The sequence below is a fragment of the Pseudomonas sp. FYR_5 genome (assembly GCF_043106315.1).
Lineage (GTDB): Bacteria > Pseudomonadota > Gammaproteobacteria > Pseudomonadales > Pseudomonadaceae > Aquipseudomonas > Aquipseudomonas putida_Y.
In genome coordinates this window covers 13,229-30,917 of sequence record NZ_JBICMK010000009.1, presented here as the reverse complement: position 1 = coordinate 30,917, position 17,689 = coordinate 13,229, and the positions used below count along the sequence as shown (strand labels likewise).

At 64.1% G+C, this 17,689-nt stretch carries 14 protein-coding genes; 9 read left to right on the top strand and 5 right to left on the bottom strand.

Going from position 1 to position 17,689, the window contains the following annotated elements; translation table 11 throughout:
• Positions 1-74: 74 nt before the first annotated feature.
• Positions 75-872 carry a type I methionyl aminopeptidase gene (gene map, locus ACF8RA_RS00875; RefSeq protein ID WP_392518683.1) on the bottom strand — a complete coding sequence of 266 codons (798 nt, stop codon included), beginning with the start codon at positions 870-872 and terminating at the stop codon, positions 75-77.
• 318 nt (positions 873-1,190) lie between these two features.
• On the opposite strand from map, the gene ACF8RA_RS00870 reads away from it, so the two are divergent.
• The 3 genes from ACF8RA_RS00870 (at position 1,191) to nirD (ending at position 8,411) form a co-directional block, all read left to right on the top strand.
• Positions 1,191-5,216, top strand: a complete 4,026-nt coding sequence (locus tag ACF8RA_RS00870; protein WP_392518682.1) for a molybdopterin-dependent oxidoreductase — start codon at positions 1,191-1,193, stop codon at positions 5,214-5,216.
• Positions 5,217-5,496: 280 nt separating this feature from the next.
• Positions 5,497-8,049 carry a nitrite reductase large subunit NirB gene (gene nirB / locus ACF8RA_RS00865; protein ID WP_392518681.1) on the top strand — a complete coding sequence of 851 codons (2,553 nt, stop codon included), beginning with the start codon at positions 5,497-5,499 and terminating at the stop codon, positions 8,047-8,049.
• Entirely contained in the window at positions 8,049-8,411 is a 363-nt protein-coding gene (nirD, locus tag ACF8RA_RS00860) for a nitrite reductase small subunit NirD (RefSeq protein WP_392514411.1), read from the top strand. Before nirB ends, nirD begins: the two co-directional genes overlap by 1 nt.
• Positions 8,412-8,538: 127 nt before the next feature.
• On the opposite strand, the gene ACF8RA_RS00855 is transcribed toward nirD, so the two are convergent.
• The 4 genes from ACF8RA_RS00855 to ACF8RA_RS00840 form a co-directional block, all read right to left on the bottom strand.
• Complete coding sequence (locus tag ACF8RA_RS00855) at positions 8,539-9,489, bottom strand: 2-hydroxyacid dehydrogenase (protein ID WP_392514410.1); 951 nt, start codon at positions 9,487-9,489, stop codon at positions 8,539-8,541.
• 24 nt (positions 9,490-9,513) lie between these two features.
• Complete coding sequence (locus tag ACF8RA_RS00850) at positions 9,514-10,272, bottom strand: SDR family oxidoreductase (protein WP_392514409.1); 759 nt, start codon at positions 10,270-10,272, stop codon at positions 9,514-9,516.
• Between the two features lie 18 nt (positions 10,273-10,290).
• Entirely contained in the window at positions 10,291-11,001 is a 711-nt protein-coding gene (locus ACF8RA_RS00845; protein WP_392514408.1) for a fumarylacetoacetate hydrolase family protein, read from the bottom strand.
• Between the two features lie 220 nt (positions 11,002-11,221).
• Positions 11,222-12,562 (bottom strand): MFS transporter, encoded by a 1,341-nt coding sequence (locus tag ACF8RA_RS00840; RefSeq protein WP_010952761.1) that lies wholly within the window; start codon positions 12,560-12,562, stop codon positions 11,222-11,224.
• Between the two features lie 295 nt (positions 12,563-12,857).
• Between ACF8RA_RS00840 and ACF8RA_RS00835 the strand changes: the two genes are divergently transcribed.
• The 6 genes from ACF8RA_RS00835 (at position 12,858) to ACF8RA_RS00810 (ending at position 17,282) form a co-directional block, all read left to right on the top strand.
• On the top strand, positions 12,858-13,787 hold the full coding sequence (locus ACF8RA_RS00835; protein ID WP_020193344.1) for an AraC family transcriptional regulator: 930 nt from the start codon (positions 12,858-12,860) through the stop codon (positions 13,785-13,787).
• Between the two features lie 10 nt (positions 13,788-13,797).
• On the top strand, positions 13,798-14,730 hold the full coding sequence (gene pcaQ, locus ACF8RA_RS00830; protein WP_209964107.1) for a pca operon transcription factor PcaQ: 933 nt from the start codon (positions 13,798-13,800) through the stop codon (positions 14,728-14,730).
• Positions 14,731-14,985: 255 nt separating this feature from the next.
• On the top strand, positions 14,986-15,738 hold the full coding sequence (locus ACF8RA_RS00825) for an FKBP-type peptidyl-prolyl cis-trans isomerase (RefSeq protein ID WP_010952765.1): 753 nt from the start codon (positions 14,986-14,988) through the stop codon (positions 15,736-15,738).
• 288 nt (positions 15,739-16,026) lie between these two features.
• Entirely contained in the window at positions 16,027-16,464 is a 438-nt protein-coding gene (locus tag ACF8RA_RS00820; protein ID WP_176685013.1) for a YkvA family protein, read from the top strand.
• 114 nt (positions 16,465-16,578) lie between these two features.
• Positions 16,579-16,917, top strand: coding sequence for a helix-turn-helix transcriptional regulator (locus ACF8RA_RS00815; RefSeq protein ID WP_176685014.1), 339 nt, complete (start codon positions 16,579-16,581; stop codon positions 16,915-16,917).
• Complete coding sequence (locus ACF8RA_RS00810; RefSeq protein ID WP_003252539.1) at positions 16,914-17,282, top strand: hypothetical protein; 369 nt, start codon at positions 16,914-16,916, stop codon at positions 17,280-17,282. The genes ACF8RA_RS00815 and ACF8RA_RS00810 overlap by 4 nt, the downstream gene beginning before the upstream one ends.
• Positions 17,283-17,689: the final 407 nt, after the last annotated feature.

The following is a 17,689-nucleotide window of genomic DNA, read 5'->3' as shown; positions in this document are numbered from 1 at the left end:
AAAGAAAGCGACCTTAGGGTCGCTTTTTTTATTTCTGCTTCATGCAATCGTCTCCGCCCCTCTGCAACAAGGGGCTAGCTGCGGCACTCTTCTTCCCGCAGCGTCAGCACCTCAAACCCGTCCTCGGTCACCGCCACGGTATGCTCCCACTGCGCCGACAGGCTGTGGTCACGGGTAATCACCGTCCAGCCATCCTTCAGCGTGCGCGTCCCACGCCCACCCTGGTTGATCATCGGCTCGATGGTAAACACCATGCCCGGCTTCAGCTTCATGCCCATACCACGTTGGCCAATGTGCAGCACCTCTGGCGCTTCATGCATCTGCTGGCCAATACCGTGCCCGCAATACTCGCGCACCACGCTGTAACCCGCCGCCTCGGCATGGGCTTGCACGGCATGGCCGATATCGCCCAGCGTGGCTCCGGGGCGCACCTGCTCGATGCCTTTCCACAGCGCGTCATAGGTAGTGTCGACCAATCGCCGGGCTTCTTCGCTGATCTTGCCGATGCCATACATCTTCGACGAATCGGCAATGTAGCCGCCCTGTTCCAGAGTGATGTCGACGTTGATGATCGCGCCTTCCTTGAGCACCTCATCGACCTTGGGGATGCCGTGGCATACCACGTGGTCCACCGACGTATTGAGCGAGTAAGGGAAACCGTACTGGCCTTTGCTTGCCGGCCGTGCCTTGAGCGTATCGACGATGAACGCCTCAGCGCGGTCGTTGATCTGCATCGTGGTCACACCGGGGCGGATGAAGCTGTCGAGTTCGGCGAACACCTGGGCCAGTAACTGGTCGGCGCGGCGCATCAGGTCGAGTTGGGCGGGGGTCTTGAGGATCACCTGGGACATGGGGGGAGGGTAGTTGCTCATGCTGGAAATTGCCCCAGCATAGCGCCAGCGTGTACCGGCTTGCCACCGCATGGTGCGTAACCTGTGCAGGCCTCTTCGCGGGCGCGCCCGCTCCCACAGGTACGGCGCCGCTCTCAGGCCTTGCGATATCCCTGTGGGAGCGGGCATGCCCGCGAAAGGGCCGGTATAGCTGGCCCATAAATTGCTGATCTACCCTCATCCCGGGCTGTCAACGTCGACAGCCCTCACCACTTCACGACAAAGGCGCCGTGTTGTCCCGCTTGCATAAGCATGCCGGGGCAGCCGGCGCCTTTTTGCGTTTTCCACAGGAGCCCGCCCATGGCCAACAGCGAAGTACGCAGCGTCTGCCCCTACTGCGGCGTGGGCTGCGGCATCGTCATGAGCGTTGCCGATGGCAAGGTCGGCAAGATCAGCGGCGACAAGCTGCACCCGAGCAACTTTGGCCGCCTATGCACCAAAGGCCTCACCGCACACCTGCCACTGAGTGCCAGCGGGCGCATGACCGACGCCTACCTGCGCCAGCAACGCAGCCAGCCGCCAGTGCGCACCAGCATGGATCAGGCCATCGCTGCCACCGCCGAGCGTCTGCGCGGCATCATCGACCAGCACGGCCCGGATGCCGTGGCGCTGTACGTGTCCGGGCAAATGTCGCTGGAGGCCCAGTACCTGGCCAACAAGCTGGCCAAGGGCTTTATCCGTACGCGCCACATCGAGTCCAACTCGCGCCTGTGCATGGCCAGCGCCAGCAGTGGCTACAAGCTTTCGCTTGGCGCCGATGGCCCACCTGGCAGTTACCAGGACTTCGAGCACGCCGACGTATTTCTGGTGATCGGCGCCAACATGGCCGACTGCCACCCGATCCTGTTCCTGCGCCTGCTTGACCGGGTCAAGGCCGGCGCCAGGCTGATCGTCGTCGACCCGCGGCGCAGCGCAACCGCCGACAAGGCCGACCTGTTTCTGCAGGTGCGCCCCGGCAGTGACATGGCCTTGCTCAACGGCCTTTTGCACCTGCTGCATCGCAACGGCCACACCAACCCCGATTTCATTGCCCGCCACACCGAAGGCTGGGACGAACTGCCGACCTTCCTCGACGACTACACGCCCGAGCGTGTAGCCGCCATCACCGGCCTGGCCGAGGCCGATATCATCAAGGCCGCCGAATGGATCGGCAGCGCCAACAACTGGATGAGCTGCTGGACCATGGGCTTGAACCAGAGCATTCACGGCACCTGGCACAGCAACGCCATCTGTAACCTGCACTTGGCCACGGGTGCCATCTGCCGCCCCGGTAGCGGCCCGTTCTCGCTGACCGGCCAGCCCAATGCCATGGGCGGCCGCGACATGGGCTACATGGGCCCCGGCTTGCCAGGCCAGCGCTCAGCGTTGGTGGAAGATGACCGCGCGTTCGTCGAACGACAGTGGCAACTGCCACCCGGCAGCCTGCGCAGCGAGGGCGGCGAGGGTACGGTGGCCCTGTTCGGGCAGATGAAAACCGGTGAAGTGAAAGCCTGCTGGGTCATCTGCAGCAACCCGGTGGCCAGTGTCGCCAACCGCCAGCAAGTGATCGACGGCCTGCGCAAGGCCGAACTGGTCATTACCCAGGACGCCTTCCTCGACACCGAAACCAATCGCCACGCCGACATCCTGCTGCCGGCCGCGCTGTGGGCCGAAGGCGAGGGCGTGATGATCAACAGCGAGCGCAACCTGACCCTGATGCCCCGCGCTGTCGAGCCGCCCGGGCAAAGTTTGCCGGACTGGCAGATCATTGCCCGCGTGGCGTGTGCCATGGGCTATGCCGACGCCTTCGACTACCCCAATGCCGAAGCGGTGTATGAGGAAATACGCCGCTTCCACAACCCCTCAACCGGTTATGACCTGCGCGGTATCGGCTATGCCGAATTGCGTACGCAGCCGCGCCAGTGGCCCTGTGCGCCGGGCAGCCAACAGCAGCGCAGCCCGCTGCGCTACCTCAACGACGGCAGCAGCCAGGCGCTACTGCTCGATGCCCGGGGAGGGCGGCCGGCACTCGCCTTTCCCACCGCCAGTGGCAAGGCGCGTTTCTTCGCCCGGCCCTGGTTGCCGGCAGCGGAATTGCCGGACGATGACTACCCCATGGTGCTGAACACTGGCCGTGTGCAGCACCAATGGCACACGTTGACCAAGACCGGCAAGGTGCCGGCACTGAACAAGCTGGAGCCCGGCCCCTACCTTGAGATTCACCCCGAGGATGCTGCCCGGCTGGGTGTTGCTGAAAAGGACCAGGTGGCCGTTCGTTCGCGCCGGGGTCAAGCCGTGCTGCCGGCACGCATCAGTGACCGGGTCATGCCGGGCAACTGCTTTGCGCCGTTTCACTGGAATGACCTGATCGGCGAGCACTTGGCGATCAACGCCGCGACCTGCGATGCGGTCGACCCGCTGTCGCTGCAGCCTGCCTTCAAGCACTGCGCCGTAGCCCTGGAGCGGGTCGCAGGTGAGCGCATCGACGCCCTTGATCTGAACACTGCCACTGTAGAGCCTGTCCGCATGCCGACCGCCACCCTGTCCCGTCTGCTTGGCCTGCACACCCTGCCGGTTCCGGTGCTGGCCGAAGCAGAGCGCCATTACCTGCAAGGTTTCCTGCTGGGCCTGGAGCAGGCCCGCGCCGAGGGCGTACCCCGCCTGCCGGCAAGTGCACCGTTGGCTGCCAGTCGTCGTTTGTTTGTCGACGGTTTGCTGGCCGGGCTGTTCGCCCAGCCTGCAACTGCGCCCAGTGCGGCACGGACCGCGCCATGGCATCAGGTGCTGTGGGCCTCGCAGACCGGCAATGGTGAGCAGTTGGCCGAACGCTGTGCCGCGCGCCTGCGCGGTGCCGGTCTGAACGTGCAACTCAGTTGCCTGGAGGCGGTCAGCCCAAGCCAGTTGCAGGGCGCTGCCAGTGTGGTGTTGATCGCCAGCACCTTTGGCGATGGCGACGCGCCCGACAGCGGCGCGGCCTTCTGGCAGGCCTTGCAGGGCGAGGAGGGCACCCACTGTGACGGGCTGCCCTATGCCGTACTGGCCCTGGGCGACTCCAGTTACGACCAGTTCTGCGGTTTTGGCCGCAAGCTCGACCAGCGCCTGGCCGAGCTGGGAGGGCGGCGCCTACTGCAACGGGTGGACTGCGAGCCAGACTTCGACGAAGCCTTTGCCGGCTGGCTCGAAGCGTTGTTGCCTGCACTGGGCAGTGCCGCGGCGCCACCATCGGCGAGTGAACCTGCACCCGTGTCGGCCTTCAGCAAGCAGCAACCCTGGATGGCCACCGTGCTGGAAAACCGCCTGCTCAATGGCCCCGGCGCCAGCAAGGAAACCCGCCAGCTGGTCTTCGACCTGAGCGGCAGCGGCTTCAGTTATGCGGCCGGCGATGCCCTGGGCGTATGGCCGCGCAACTGCCCGGCCCTGGTAGAAGAGCTGCTGACGCTGATGCAGCTCGATGGCCAGGCGATGGTCGAGCTTGAAGGTCATTGCGCCATGCCATTGGCCGAAGCCCTGCAAACACACCTGGAAATTGCCAAGGTCACTGCGCAGCAACTGCAGGCATTTGCCAGCGATGCGCCTGACCTGCAGCGTTTGCTGCAGCCCGAATGCAAGGCCGAGCTGCAAGACTGGCTGTGGGGCCGGCAGTTGGTCGATGTGCTGCGCGCCTTCCCTCAGCAATTGTCGCTGGCCAGCTGGCTGGAACTGCTCAAGCCATTGCAGCCGCGGCTCTATTCGATCAGCTCCAGCCCGCTGGCGCACCCAGGTCAGGTGCATCTGACGGTATCGACGGTGCGTTATGGCGAACGCAAAGGCGTGTGTTCAAGCTTCCTTGCCGACCGTGCGCAGGTGCAGAAGGTGGCGATCTTCCCGCAGGTGTCGAAGCACTTTCGCTTGCCCGAGGACGACAACGTGCCGGTGATCATGGTGGGCCCTGGTACCGGCATTGCACCGTTTCGTGCGTTCCTCGAGGAGCGAGAGGCACGGGGGGCAAAAGGCGACAACTGGCTGTTCTTCGGCGAGCAGTACGCAGCGACCGATTTCTATTACCAGGAGCAGTTGCAGGCCTGGCAAGCAGCGGGGCACCTGCGGCTGGACACGGCGTTCTCGCGGGACCAGGCCGAGAAAATTTATGTGCAGCAGCGCATGCTCGAGCAGGGTGCGCAGCTGTGGCAGTGGCTGCAGGCGGGGGCGTATTTCTATGTCTGTGGCGATGCCCAGCGCATGGCCAAGGATGTGGATGCGGCGTTGCGGGTGATCGTCGCCGAGCATGGCCGGATGGATGCGGCGGCGGCTGCGGCTTTTGTCGAAGGCTTGAGCAAGGCCAGGCGTTATCGGCGCGATGTGTACTGAAGTGCTCCAAGATGGGGTGTTGTGCACCTTGAATGTGCATTGGCTGGGCGGGCCCAGCGCAAGTGTAGGAGCGGGTTTACCCGCGAAGAGGCCGACACAGGCAACCCAGGCAAGCCACGCATCCCAGACAACCCGATTGGCACGCTCCCTGCTTAGCCTCGGATATAACAAAGCCCACTGATCAACGGCGATCAACCCGGGCCCCCTACCGTGATGAATACAGGCAAAGGCGCCTGGAGCTTCGGCTCCAGGCGCTTTTTTTTTGATCGAGGATCGGCTTATGAAGGCAACAGCGAGCAGCGGGCAACGAGAGCGACTGGTCATCGTCGGCAACGGCATGGTCGGCCACCATTGCGTCGAACAACTGGTCAGTCGCGGCGCCCTGCAGCGCTTCGAGGTGCGGGTATTCGGCGAAGAGCGCCAACGCGCGTACGACCGCGTGCACCTGTCCGAATACTTCGGCGGCAGCTGTGCCGAAACCCTGGCCCTTTGTGAGCACGATTTCTATGACGCCAATGGCGTGCTCCTGCACCTGGGTGAGGCTGTGCTGGAGATCGACCGTGAGCGCCGCGAAGTCGTCACTGCCGAAGGTCGCTATGGCTACGACCAACTGGTGCTGGCCACCGGCTCCTACCCCTTCGTGCCGCCAATCGAAGGCTCCAGCGGCAATGCCCGCCTGGTCTACCGCACCCTGGACGACCTCGATGGCATTCGTGCTGCCGCAGCCGGTGCCCGCCGAGGGGTGGTGGTCGGCGGTGGCCTGCTTGGTCTGGAAGCGGCCAACGCCCTCAAGTCGCTGGGGCTGGAGGCCCACGTGGTGGAATTCGCCCCACGGCTGATGCCGGTACAGCTAGACGGCGAGGGCGGTGCCGCGTTGAAGGCGCAGATCGAAGCGCTGGGTGTGGGGGTGCACCTGTCGTGCGCCACCCAGTCGGTCAGTACCGGTGAAACCTACCGCTACCGCATGAACTTCGACGGCGGTGAGCACCTGGAAACCGACCTGATCGTGTTCTCCGCCGGAATCCGCCCACAGGATGCACTGGGCCGGGGCTGCGGTCTGGACATTGCGGCGCGCGGTGGCGTGGTCATCGACAACCACTGCCGCAGCAGCGACCCACGCATCTTCGCCATCGGCGAGTGCGCCTCGTGGAACGGCAGCGTGTTCGGCCTGGTCGCCCCGGGCTACAGCATGGCGCGCAACCTGGCCGGGCTGCTGATGGGCGAGGCGGCGGTGGCGTTCACGGGCGCCGACATGTCGACCAAGCTCAAGCTGCTGGGTGTGGATGTCGGTTCGATCGGCGATGCCCACGGTGCCACCCAGGGCGCGCGCAGCTATCGCTTCATCGATGAAGCCAACAGCGCTTACCGCCGTTTGGTGGTGGATGCCAGCGGCAAGCACGTGCTCGGCGCGGTGCTGGTCGGCGACAACAGCTATTACGACACCCTGTTGCAGTATGCCCAGAACGGCATCGCCCTGCCGGCCGACCCGGCAGCGCTCATCTTGCCGCAAGGCGGTGGTGCGCCGGCTCTGGGCGCCGATGCGCTGCCCGACAGTGCGACCATCTGCTCCTGCCACAACGTCAGCAAGGGGGCGGTGTGCGCCGCGATCGACAGCGGCTGCAGCGACCTCGCTGCGGTCAAGGGCTGCACCAAGGCCGCGACCGGCTGCGGTGGTTGCGCGGCCCTGCTCAAGCAAGTCTTCGAGCACGAGCTGACGGCCCGCGGCGTGGCGGTGGACAAGAGCCTGTGCGAGCACTTTGCCTACACCCGGCAGGAGTTGTACGGGTTGGTGCGGGTGGAGGGTATCCGCACCTTCAGCGAACTGCTCGAGCGCCATGGCAAGGGCCATCTGGGGTGTGACATCTGCAAGCCGGCGGTGGGCAACATTCTCGCCTCGTGCTGGAACCAGCCGATCATGGACCCGGCGCTGGTGCCGCTGCAGGACACCAACGACACCTTCATGGCCAACATGCAGAAAAACGGCACCTATTCGGTGGTGCCGCGCATTCCCGGCGGTGAAATAACCCCCGACAAGCTCATTGTCATCGGCCAGGTGGCCAAGAAATACGACCTGTACACCAAGATCACCGGTGGCCAGCGCATCGACCTGTTCGGCGCCCAGTTGCACGAGCTGCCGCTGATCTGGGGCGAACTGATCGAGGCCGGTTTCGAAACCGGCCACGCCTACGGCAAGTCGACCCGCACGGTGAAGTCGTGCGTGGGCAGTACCTGGTGCCGTTATGGCGTGCAGGACAGTGTCGCCATGGCCCTGCGCCTGGAAGATCGCTACAAGGGCCTGCGCAGCCCCCACAAGCTCAAGTTCGCGGTATCGGGTTGCACCCGTGAATGCGCCGAGGCGCAGAGCAAGGACATCGGCGTTATCGCCACCGACAAGGGCTGGAACCTGTACGTATGCGGCAACGGCGGTATGCGCCCACGGCATGCCGAGCTGTTCGCCACCGACCTGGACGACGAAACCCTGGTACGCCTGATCGACCGCGTGCTGATGTTCTACATCCGCACGGCCGACAAGCTGCAGCGCACCTCGGTGTGGCGTGAAAACCTGGAAGGCGGGCTGGACTACCTGAAGCAGGTGATCATCGACGACAACCTGGGCCTGGCCAGCGAGCTGGAAGCACAGATGCAGCATGTGGTCGACCAGTATGAATGCGAATGGGCCAATGCCCTCAACGACCCGGAGAAGCTCAAGCGCTTCCGCACCTTCGTCAACGACCGACGCGGCGACCCGGACGTGCACTTCGTGCGCGAACGCGAGCAACGCCGGCCCGCTGCACCACTGCACCTGATCCCAACTGTCGAGGAGGCTGTCTGATGAACCTGGCCAATGCTGCTGTGAACACGCAGGAAAACTGGCAGACGGTGTGCCAGGCACAAGACCTGGTGGCCGACTCCGGGGTCGTGGTTTGGGTCGATGGGGCCCAGGTGGCGTTGTTCTACCTGCCGGGGCAGGCGCAGCCGCTGTACGCGGTGGAAAACCGCGACCCGCGCTCCGGCGCCAACATCATCGGCCGCGGGCTGGTGGGCAGCGTGCAAGGTGAGTTGGTGGTGGCCGCGCCGCTCTACAAGCAGCACTTCAGCCTGCTGAGCGGGGAGTGCCTGGAGGATAGCGCGCAGCGGTTGCGGGTATGGCCGGTACGGATGAAGGGTGAGGCGGTGGAGCTGGCGGTGGCCTGATACCCCTTTGCTGCCTGTGCCGGCCTCTTCGCGGGCAAGCCCGCTCCTACGGAATCTGCACCGCCTTCAAATACGGCGCTGCACCTGTGGGAGCGGGCTTGCCCGCGAAGAGGCCAGCACAAGCCGACTAGATAACCAACCCCTGCGGCGTGCGCCCGGCAAACACATCCACCAGGCTGGCCACCACCATCTCGCCCATGCGCGTGCGTGTCTGTACCGTGGCACTGGCGCGATGCGGTTGCAGCACCACATCTTCACGCTCGAACAACGCCTCGGGCGCTCGCGGTTCATCGGCAAACACATCCAGCGCCGCGCCAGCGATCTCGCCAGCCTGCAGCGCGGCGATCAACGCAGGCTCATCCACCAGCTTGCCGCGTGCGATATTGATCAGATACCCCTCGCTGCCCAACGCCCGCAGCACGTCGCGGTTGATCAGCGCCTCGCCCTTGTCAGCCGCCGCCGCGAGGATCAGCGCATCGCTGTCCTCGGCCAACTGCAGCAGATCTGCCTCGAACCCGTAGGGCACATCCAGCGCCTGTAGATCGGTGTAGCGGATCGGGCAACCGAAGGCTGCCGCCCGCTGTGCTACCGCCCGGCCGACCCGGCCCATGCCAACGATGCCCACGCGCATGCCCGACACCTGCCGGGCCAGTGGCAGCGGTGCCAGCGGCGTGGTGCTGGTGGCCCAACGGCCGGCGCGAACGAAGCGGTCACCGGTGCAGATACCCCGGCACAAGCCGATCAGCAGGCCGATGGCAAGATCGGCGACGTCCTCGGTGAGCGCACCGATGGTCGCCGTCACCTGGATGGCGCGATCGCGGGCATAGGCCAGGTCTACCGCGTCGGTGCCGACGCCATTGACGGCGATCACTTCGAGGTTGGGCAGGCGCGCCATCAGCGCCTGGCTGATGCCGGTGTGGCCGCCGGTAATCACGCCGCGAATGTTGCTTGCATGCTGGCTGACGTAGGCCTCCTTGTCGGCCTGTTCGTAGTAGCGGTGTACGGTGAACAGCTGTTCCAGGCGCTCACGGATCTGCGGGATCAGGATAGGGCTCAGTTGCAGGACTTCTGGTTTCATCGGTCACTCCATCATAAACAGGGATCAGCCACGGCCAACGAATGGCATGTTGCTGGCCATCACGGTCATGTTCAGTACGTTGGCGTCGAGCGGCAGCGCTGCTATGTAGCGCACCGCATCGGCCACATGCCGCACGTCGAGCATCGGCTCGGCGGCGATCTCGCCATTGGCCTGGCGCACCCCCCGGGTCATGCGCTCGGACAACTCGGTCAGGGCGTTGCCGATGTCCAACTGGCTGCACACGATGTTGTAAGGCCGACCATCCAGCGCCAGCGCCTTGGTCAGGCCCAGCACCGCATGCTTGCTGGCGGTGTAAGGTGCGGTGAACGGGCGTGGGGTGTGCGCCGAGATCGAGCCGTTGTTGATGATCCGCCCGCCTTGCGGCTGCTGGCGGCGCATAAGGCCGAAGGCGGCGCGGGCGCACAGGAATACACCATCGACGTTGGTGGCGATGACGTTGCGCCAGTTCTCCAACGGCAGCTCGTCGACGGGTACAGCGGGGGCGTTGATGCCGGCATTGTTGAACATCACATCGAGGCGGCCATGCACCTCCTCGATGGTGGCGAACAAGTGCGCGACGCTTTGCTCATCGCGCACGTCAGTGGGAACGGCCAAGGCCTCACCGCCCGCTGCTAGCGCTTGCTCGACGACGGCTTGTAGCGGTTCGGCGCGGCGCCCGGCGAGGACCAGGCTGAAGTTGTCCTCGAGCAGGGCGAGGGCGACGGCACGGCCGATGCCACTGCCAGCACCGGTGACCAGGGCGACTTTCTTGTTTTGGCTCATCGATAGGCTCCAACAGGTTCAGGCGGCGTTGGCGGTATGCCCGGCAGGGCGAGGGCCGACGTGCAGGTGCAGTTCGCCGATACCATCGATGCCTGCGTGAAGGGTGTCGCCCGGGTTCAGCGGGGCCACGCCGGGCGGGCTGCCGGTCATGATCAGGTCGCCCGGGCGCAGTGGCAGTTGGCGAGACAGCCTGCTGATCACTTCGGCCAATGCCCAGGTCTGCTGGCTGAGGTGTGCCCGTTGGCGCTCTTGGCCATTGACCTGCAGCCATAGCGACGTGTCCAGCGGCCAGTCGCATTCGCTGGCGGGGACGATGGCGGTCATCGGTGCCGAAGCCTCGAACACCTTGGCGGCTTCCCACGGCAGGCCCTCGGCCTTGGCCTTGCGCTGGTGATCGCGACGGGTCATGTCTAGACCGGCGGCAAAGCCGAACACGTGCTCCAGGGCATGCTCGCTGGCGATGTTGGCGCCGCCTTTGGCGATGGCCGCGACCAGCTCGATTTCATGGCAGAACTCGTCGGTCTGCGGCGGGAAGGGCAGTTCGCCCAGTGCCTCGACCACGTTGCTTGCCGGTTTCATGAAAAACACAGGCTCCTGCGGCGCCGCGCCGTAGGATTCCGGCCATGGATAGTTGCGGCCGAGGCAGAACACCCGGCCGACCGGGAAGCGCGCATCGCTGCCGCGGATCGGCAGGCTGACGATGGCCGGCGGGTTGAACAGGTAGGTCATGGGTGGATCCTCCGTACTGGAGTGGACAGCGTATCCAGCGGCTGGCCGGCAAAGTTGGACGAAAACGGGGTTGGGTTGGACTATCCAAGGCACCTGTACCGGACCTTTCGCGGCTAAAGCCGCTCCTACAGGGATAGCGTCAAACCCAGGGGCAATACCGTCCCCCCGTAGGAGCGGCTTTAGCCGCGAAGAGGCCCGTAGCGTCAATACACTCCCAGGCTCAGCCCGCAGTCTTCAGCTCGATGCGATACAGCTTCCCAAGCAGCAGCGAGTAAGACAGTGTGCCCATCAACGCCACCCCACCGATGAACCAGAACGCCATGGCGAACGAGCCACTGGCGTGCACGATCGCGCCGATCACGATCGGTGTGACGATGCCGCCGATGTTCGCCGCCAGGCTGGTAATGCCGCCGGTCAGGCCGATCAGCTCTTTTGGCGCCACTTCCGACACGGCAGCCCACGACGACGAGGCTATGCCCTGGGCAAAGAACGCCAGGGTCAGCACGGCGATGCACAGCACATTGGAGTCGGTGAAGTTCACCAGCACGATTGACATCCCCAGCATCGAGCCCACCACCAGCGGCAGCTTGCGGGCAAACGACAGCGAGTAGCCCTTGCGTATCAGCAGGTCAGAGACGATGCCCGCCAGGAGGATGCCGACCGTGGCACCAATGAACGGCATGACCGCGAAGATGCCGACCTTGATCAGCGTCAGCTGGCGTTCTTCGATCAGGTAAGTGGGGAACCAGGTAAGGAAGAAGTACAGTGCCGAGGTGCTGGCGAACTTGCCCAGGCAGATCGCCCAGACCTGGCGATAGCGGAACAGTTCGGCAACCTGGCGCCAGTCGAAGCGCGTACGTTCCTGGCTGCTCTTCACCAGGCCACCGCCGTTCTCGATGTAGGCCAGTTCTTCCTTGCTTACCTTCTTGCAGTTCAGCGGGTCGCGGTACAGCACCAGCCACACGACGCCGAACAGGATGCCGACCAGACCGGTGCTGTAGAACACGTGGCGCCAGTCATAGGTGGTCGCCAGCCACAGCAGCGCACCGGTGAACAGCGCGGTGCCCAGGTACTGGCCACATACGTAGATGCTGCTGGCCATGCCGCGCTCGCGGGCGGGGAACCATACCGTAACCGCACGGCTGTTGGCCGGGAAGGCCGGGGCCTCCATGGCGCCGACCGCCAGGCGCAGGCCGAACAGTGAGGCGAAGCCGCTGGCCAGGCCCTGGGCCACGGTGACCGCCGACCAGCTGATCAGCGACACGCCATAGGTCAGGCGCGAGCCGAAGCGGTCGGCAATGAAGCCAGCCGGTACCAGGGCCAACGCGTAGGTCCAGGCGAATGCGGAGAAAATCAGGCCCATCTCGACCTTGTCCAGGCCCAGGTCTTTGGCCATGAACGGCGCTGCGATGGAAATGTTCACCCGGTCGACGTAGTTGATGATGGTCGCCACCAGCAGCAGCGACAGCATGAACCAGCGGCGGCGGGTAGGCAGGCGCTGGGCGGGGGCCGCGTCCAGCGTGTACGACGACGCGGCGCGGGGGGTAGGCGTGCTCGACATGAGTCGACCTCGTTTGTTGTTGTTGGTAGAGGTTGGGCTGCAGTCCCTTTTCTAAGGTGGTCGTACAACGCGGCGAATGCAACGGGGTATTTAGACCGTTTTTTTCATTGGAGGCGGGGCAGTGCTGTGCTGTCCAAGAAATTTATCAGCCAGGGTTTCGCCCGAAATATTGGCTGAATAGCGCATTCTCAGAGGGCTGCGTGGATTCTCGGTTGCGCAGGTTTTTGCATAAGGGGTTAAATTGCAGAGTTTAGACATCGTACAACTTAAAGCGCCCGTATCCCGGAGATTGCCCATGCCCCCCAAGCGCGAGGTTCCGACCTATGTCATGCAGCAGCGCAGCGAGCTGATGGATTTCTACATCCGCGACCAGCGCGGTCGCCCCGCCGAGACCGCGCCGCATCGTCATGAGTACTTCCAGATCCAGGTCAATCTCGGCGGCGACACGGTGCAACACATCGGCAGCGTGCAACGCCCATTCAGACGCAACACCCTGGCCTTCATCCTGCCGCACCGGGTGCATGTAATACCGCATCCGGCAGACAGCGACTTCGTGGTGATCAATTTCTCCCAGACGTTCCTGCTGCCGCACCTGGCCTGCGACCCAATGGACCTGGAGGAAGTGTCGATCCTGCAGGCGCCGGAGCTGTCACCGTTCCGCTTTCAGGAGCATCTCGACTTCCACCTGAGTGACCCGGACTTTGCCGAGGTACGACAAACCCTCGAGCGCATGCGTGCGCTGGATGCCAACCGCCGTTTCGGCACCCGCGAAATCCTCAAAGGCCTGTTGCTGCAACTGATCGGCCAGGTCTGTGGCCTGTATGCCGAGCCGCTGCGCGAACTGGCCGACAGCAACGCGGCCCAGCTCAGCCGCCGCGCCGCGCTGGGCCGCATGAGCGACTACCTGCGCCGGCATATCGACGACCCCGATCTGAACCTGCAGAAAGTCGCCGCCGCCACCTACCTGTCGCCGACCTACCTGACCCACTGGCTGCGCAAGGAAATCGGCAAGACCTTCAGCGAGCTGGTGCTGGAGCGGCGCATGCACGCCGCTCGCAACTACCTGCTCAACGGCAGCCGCCCAGTGGGCGAGGTGGCGCGGCTTTGTGGCTTTGCGGACGAGGCCTACTTCTCTCGACGTTTCCGCCAGATCCACGGCCTGCCACCTGGCCAGTTCCGCCGCCAGCAACGTGATCCGGATACGCCGCAGGTAGCGATGCGGTAAGCTTGCTGCCATGAATCTCGACACCCGCATCAAATACCGCCACTTGCTGTGCTTCCTGGAGATTGCCCGGCAGGGCAGCCTGGCCAGGGCGGCCGATATCCTGTCGATCAGCCAGCCGGCGATTTCCAAGACCCTCAAGGAGCTTGAGGACCTGCTCGAGGCGCGCCTGTTCGAGCGTAGCCGCCAAGGTGTCGAGCTGACCCCAGCCGGCACCCGCTTCATGCGTTACGCCGGGCCCAGTGTGCAGGCGCTGCGCGATGGCGTCAGCAGCCTGCGCGGTGAAGCGCGGGCGCCGTCGCAGGTGCGCATTGGCGTGCTGTCCACGGTCGAAGGCCTGCTCATGCCCGAGGTACTGTGCCGCCTGCATCAGCGCCATGAAGCGCTGGTGATCAGCGTGGTCACCGGGGTCAGCGCGCAGTTGCTTGGCCAGCTTCACCTGGGGGAGCTGGAACTGGTGGTGGGGCGCATGACCGACAGTCCGCAAATCCAGGGGTTGTCGTTCGAGCACCTGTACAGCGAGTCGATGAGCCTGGTGGTGCGCCCGGGTCACCCGCTGCTGGCCAGTACGCCCGTGGAGCGAGGGCAGGTGGGGCGTTATCCGCTGGTGCTGCCGCCGGCCGGCACCACCATCCGCCAGCACGCCGACAGCCTGTTCGTGCAATGCGGCATCCAGATGCCGGCGCAGCGCCTGGAAACCCTGTCGCTGGCCCTGAGCCGGCGCTACCTGCTGGGCAGCGATGGCCTCTGGGTGGCGCCGCGTGATGCTGTGCTGCTCGACCTGCGCCGTGGCGAACTGGTCGAGCTTGACCTGGGTGTGCGTGAGCCGGGAGGGTCGGTGGGGATTTGCCGCAATGCCGCCTTGCCGATGAGTTTGCCGGCGCAGTGGGTGGGTGAGGTGCTGCGGGAGGTGGCGGGGGAATATCGGGAGGGGCGTTATCCTTGAGGTTTTCGGTGGCCTGCCTGCCCTGGTGTTTCCGACCTCAGAACCCGCAGAAATAAAAGGCCACAAAAAACCGGCAAACCCGGCACAAAGGGTCAATACTGGCCAATGGCTGTAAAGCCTTCGATGAAGAAGCTTTTAACGACTGAACTTCCTTACGAAAACCCGCTCCTATGCCGGTAGCCATTGGTCATGGCCGCCTGCTAAGCTCGCGGCTTTACCCTGATTGCCCTCATGGCGCATGAACAAGGAAATAGCATGAAACAGCATCGTTTGGCGGCTGCGGTTGCCCTGGTAGGCCTGGTACTGGCTGGCTGCGATCAACAAGCCAGCAGCCCCGAGCTGAAGACTCCGGCGCAGAAAGCCTCCTACGGTATCGGCCTGAACATGGGCAAGAGCCTGGCTCAGGAAGGCATGGAAGACCTTGATTCGAAAGCAGTCGCCCTCGGCATCGAAGACGCCGTTAGCAAGAAAGAACAACGCATCAAGGACGAAGAGCTGGTAGAGGCCTTCACCGCATTGCAGAAACGCGCCGAGGAGCGCCTGGCCAAGGCCAGCGAAGAAGCCGCCTCCGCCGGCAAGAAATTCCTCGAAGAAAACGCCAAGAAGCCAGGCGTGGTTACCACTGCCTCGGGCCTGCAGTACGAAGTGGTCAAGAAGGCCGACGGCCCGCAGCCCAAACCGACTGACGTGGTCACTGTCCACTACGAAGGCAAGCTGATCGATGGCAAGGTATTCGACAGCTCCGTCGAGCGTGGCAGCCCGATCGACCTGCCGGTCAGCGGTGTGATCCCAGGTTGGGTCGAAGGTTTGCAGCTGATGCACGTCGGCGAGAAGTACAAGTTGTTCATCCCGGCTGAACTGGCCTATGGCGCACAAAGCCCAAGCCCGCTGATCCCGGCCAACTCGGTACTGGTGTTCGATCTGGAACTGATCGCCATCAAGGACCCGGCCCAGTTGCAAGGCGCCGAGCCGCAAGCCGAAGCCCCTGAAGAAGCACCTGCCAAGTAACATTGGCTGGTTGTCGAAAACGCCCCACATTGATGGGGCGTTTTCGTTTGTGCCGATTGGACGAACCAGCAACAGCTGATACTGTCCGAAGAAATGCAGCGTGAAGAAGTAGGATGTTTCTGACGCAAATCGTTTGCGGCGCAGGTAGCCATGGCGTGAAACGACTGTGTAAAAAACGCCCGATCTGACTGGGCCCCTTGCCTGGCAGGCACCTGGGGTCGGAAACCTCGCCCTGTTCACAAGGTTATCCACAATAAATGTGGATAACCTTTTCCTCTCGGAGGCTCCATGAGCGCACCCTGGAATTTTGCTCGTTTCCTGCCTTTGGCCGAGCGCCTGCTCAGCCGCGGGCGGTTGCCGGCCTTGCTGTTCGCGGTGGCGCGCAAAGGCCCGCGCCTGGGACAACTGCGTGAAGATGTGAAGCTGCTGCAGTCGCTGTGCCTGGCCTGGTGGAGGGGTGAGTACCGCGCCATCAGCCCCAAGGCGCTGGTCACTGTCGTGGCTGGTCTGCTGTATTTCGTCAGCCCCATCGATGCTATCCCGGACTGGTTGCTGGGGGTGGGTTTCCTCGATGACATCGCGGTGCTGGGCTGGGTGCTGAAAACCGTGGCCGACGAGTTGGCGCGTTTCAAGGCCTGGCGCGATAACCAGGCACCCGAACGGCTGCGCGCGGTCGAGCGCCTGCCGGCTACCCCGGAAGCACTGCGGCTGGAGCGCAACAGCTAATCAAACTGGCCTGAATATCACCTCAACTGCACAGACCTCGGAGTTGGTAATATAATTGGCATAAGGGTTATGCCTACGGATTACATGCTGTAATCCTTTTTAAAGGGGTTTGTAATGGGTATTCAGGTCATCAGCCGGGACGGTCAACCCGAGTACGCCGTCGTTCCCTGGGAGCAATACCAGGCGTTGCTCAAGGCTGCAGGGCAGGCACCTGCCGAGGCGGTTTCCGGTGAGGCGCAGGGCGTTGTTGCCAGTGCCCCCCTGCCAGCCTTCAACGAAGTCGCCCAGATTCGCCAGGCCAAGGGCATTGCCCCTGAGCAACTGGCGCGCAATGTCGGGGTGAGCCCGGCGTATCTGGCCATGATCGAATCGGGTGAGCGCCAGCCAGATGCTGCCATCCGCCGCGCCCTGGCCTGGCATCTGGGGGTGGCTGGCTGGAGCGAGCCATCATGAGCCAGGTCAGGATCAGCCGTCAGCACTGGGATAACCTGCTGGGTGAGCTTGACCTGGCCCGTCGTCAACGTCACCTGTTGACATACCGCGCACTGATCGAGCGCTTGCAGTTGCCCAGCCCGGCCATGCAGACGCTGACTGCCGCGCTGGAATACCTGGCGGTGCTGGATGCCCGTGCCGAGCAGCCATTACGCAGTTCGCTGGTGATCAGCCAAGGCGCCAGCCGTTTGCCGCGTACTGGCTTCTTTGAGTGTGTCGAGCGCCTGGGGCGGTTTACCGGGCCGGTCGATGGCATGGAGGCCGCCTCGTGGCATGCCTCTGAGGTGGTTCGGGTGTTCGAGTACAGCTATCCCGAAACGGCCTGAAGCGTTACCCATTCCAGCCTATTCGCTACAGGTGGTGACCCTGAGCGAGAGGGCCGGGCCTGCTGGCCAATTTCCACCCGTCGTTCTCCGTTGCCGCCGCTACCGTATTCGCGGGTAAACCCGCTCCTACGCAGATCGGTGGTGGAGACGCATCTGGGGTCGGACTCAGGCCGTCGTGTAGGAGCGGGTTCACCCGCGAAGAGGCCGGCCCTGCTGGCCAATATCCACCCGCCGTTCACCGTTGCCGCCGCCACCGTATTCGCGGGTAAACCCGCTCCTACGCAGATCGGAGGTGGACACGCATCTGGGGTCGGACTCAGGCCGTCGTGTAGGAGCGGGTTCACCCGCGAAGAGGCCGGCCCTGCTGGCCAATTTCCATCCACCGTTCACCGTTGCCGCCGCCACCG

What these genes read in the sequence shown, in the direction of transcription:
- map (WP_392518683.1), bottom strand. Translation starts at nt 872, where the DNA reads ATGAGCAACTACCCTCCCCCCATGTCCCAGGTGATCCTCAAGACCCCC.
- ACF8RA_RS00870 (WP_392518682.1), top strand. Translation starts at nt 1,191, where the DNA reads ATGGCCAACAGCGAAGTACGCAGCGTCTGCCCCTACTGCGGCGTGGGC.
- nirB (WP_392518681.1), top strand. Translation starts at nt 5,497, where the DNA reads ATGAAGGCAACAGCGAGCAGCGGGCAACGAGAGCGACTGGTCATCGTC.
- nirD (WP_392514411.1), top strand. Translation starts at nt 8,049, where the DNA reads ATGAACCTGGCCAATGCTGCTGTGAACACGCAGGAAAACTGGCAGACG.
- ACF8RA_RS00855 (WP_392514410.1), bottom strand. Translation starts at nt 9,489, where the DNA reads ATGAAACCAGAAGTCCTGCAACTGAGCCCTATCCTGATCCCGCAGATC.
- ACF8RA_RS00850 (WP_392514409.1), bottom strand. Translation starts at nt 10,272, where the DNA reads ATGAGCCAAAACAAGAAAGTCGCCCTGGTCACCGGTGCTGGCAGTGGC.
- ACF8RA_RS00845 (WP_392514408.1), bottom strand. Translation starts at nt 11,001, where the DNA reads ATGACCTACCTGTTCAACCCGCCGGCCATCGTCAGCCTGCCGATCCGC.
- ACF8RA_RS00840 (WP_010952761.1), bottom strand. Translation starts at nt 12,562, where the DNA reads ATGTCGAGCACGCCTACCCCCCGCGCCGCGTCGTCGTACACGCTGGAC.
- ACF8RA_RS00835 (WP_020193344.1), top strand. Translation starts at nt 12,858, where the DNA reads ATGCCCCCCAAGCGCGAGGTTCCGACCTATGTCATGCAGCAGCGCAGC.
- pcaQ (WP_209964107.1), top strand. Translation starts at nt 13,798, where the DNA reads ATGAATCTCGACACCCGCATCAAATACCGCCACTTGCTGTGCTTCCTG.
- ACF8RA_RS00825 (WP_010952765.1), top strand. Translation starts at nt 14,986, where the DNA reads ATGAAACAGCATCGTTTGGCGGCTGCGGTTGCCCTGGTAGGCCTGGTA.
- ACF8RA_RS00820 (WP_176685013.1), top strand. Translation starts at nt 16,027, where the DNA reads ATGAGCGCACCCTGGAATTTTGCTCGTTTCCTGCCTTTGGCCGAGCGC.
- ACF8RA_RS00815 (WP_176685014.1), top strand. Translation starts at nt 16,579, where the DNA reads ATGGGTATTCAGGTCATCAGCCGGGACGGTCAACCCGAGTACGCCGTC.
- ACF8RA_RS00810 (WP_003252539.1), top strand. Translation starts at nt 16,914, where the DNA reads ATGAGCCAGGTCAGGATCAGCCGTCAGCACTGGGATAACCTGCTGGGT.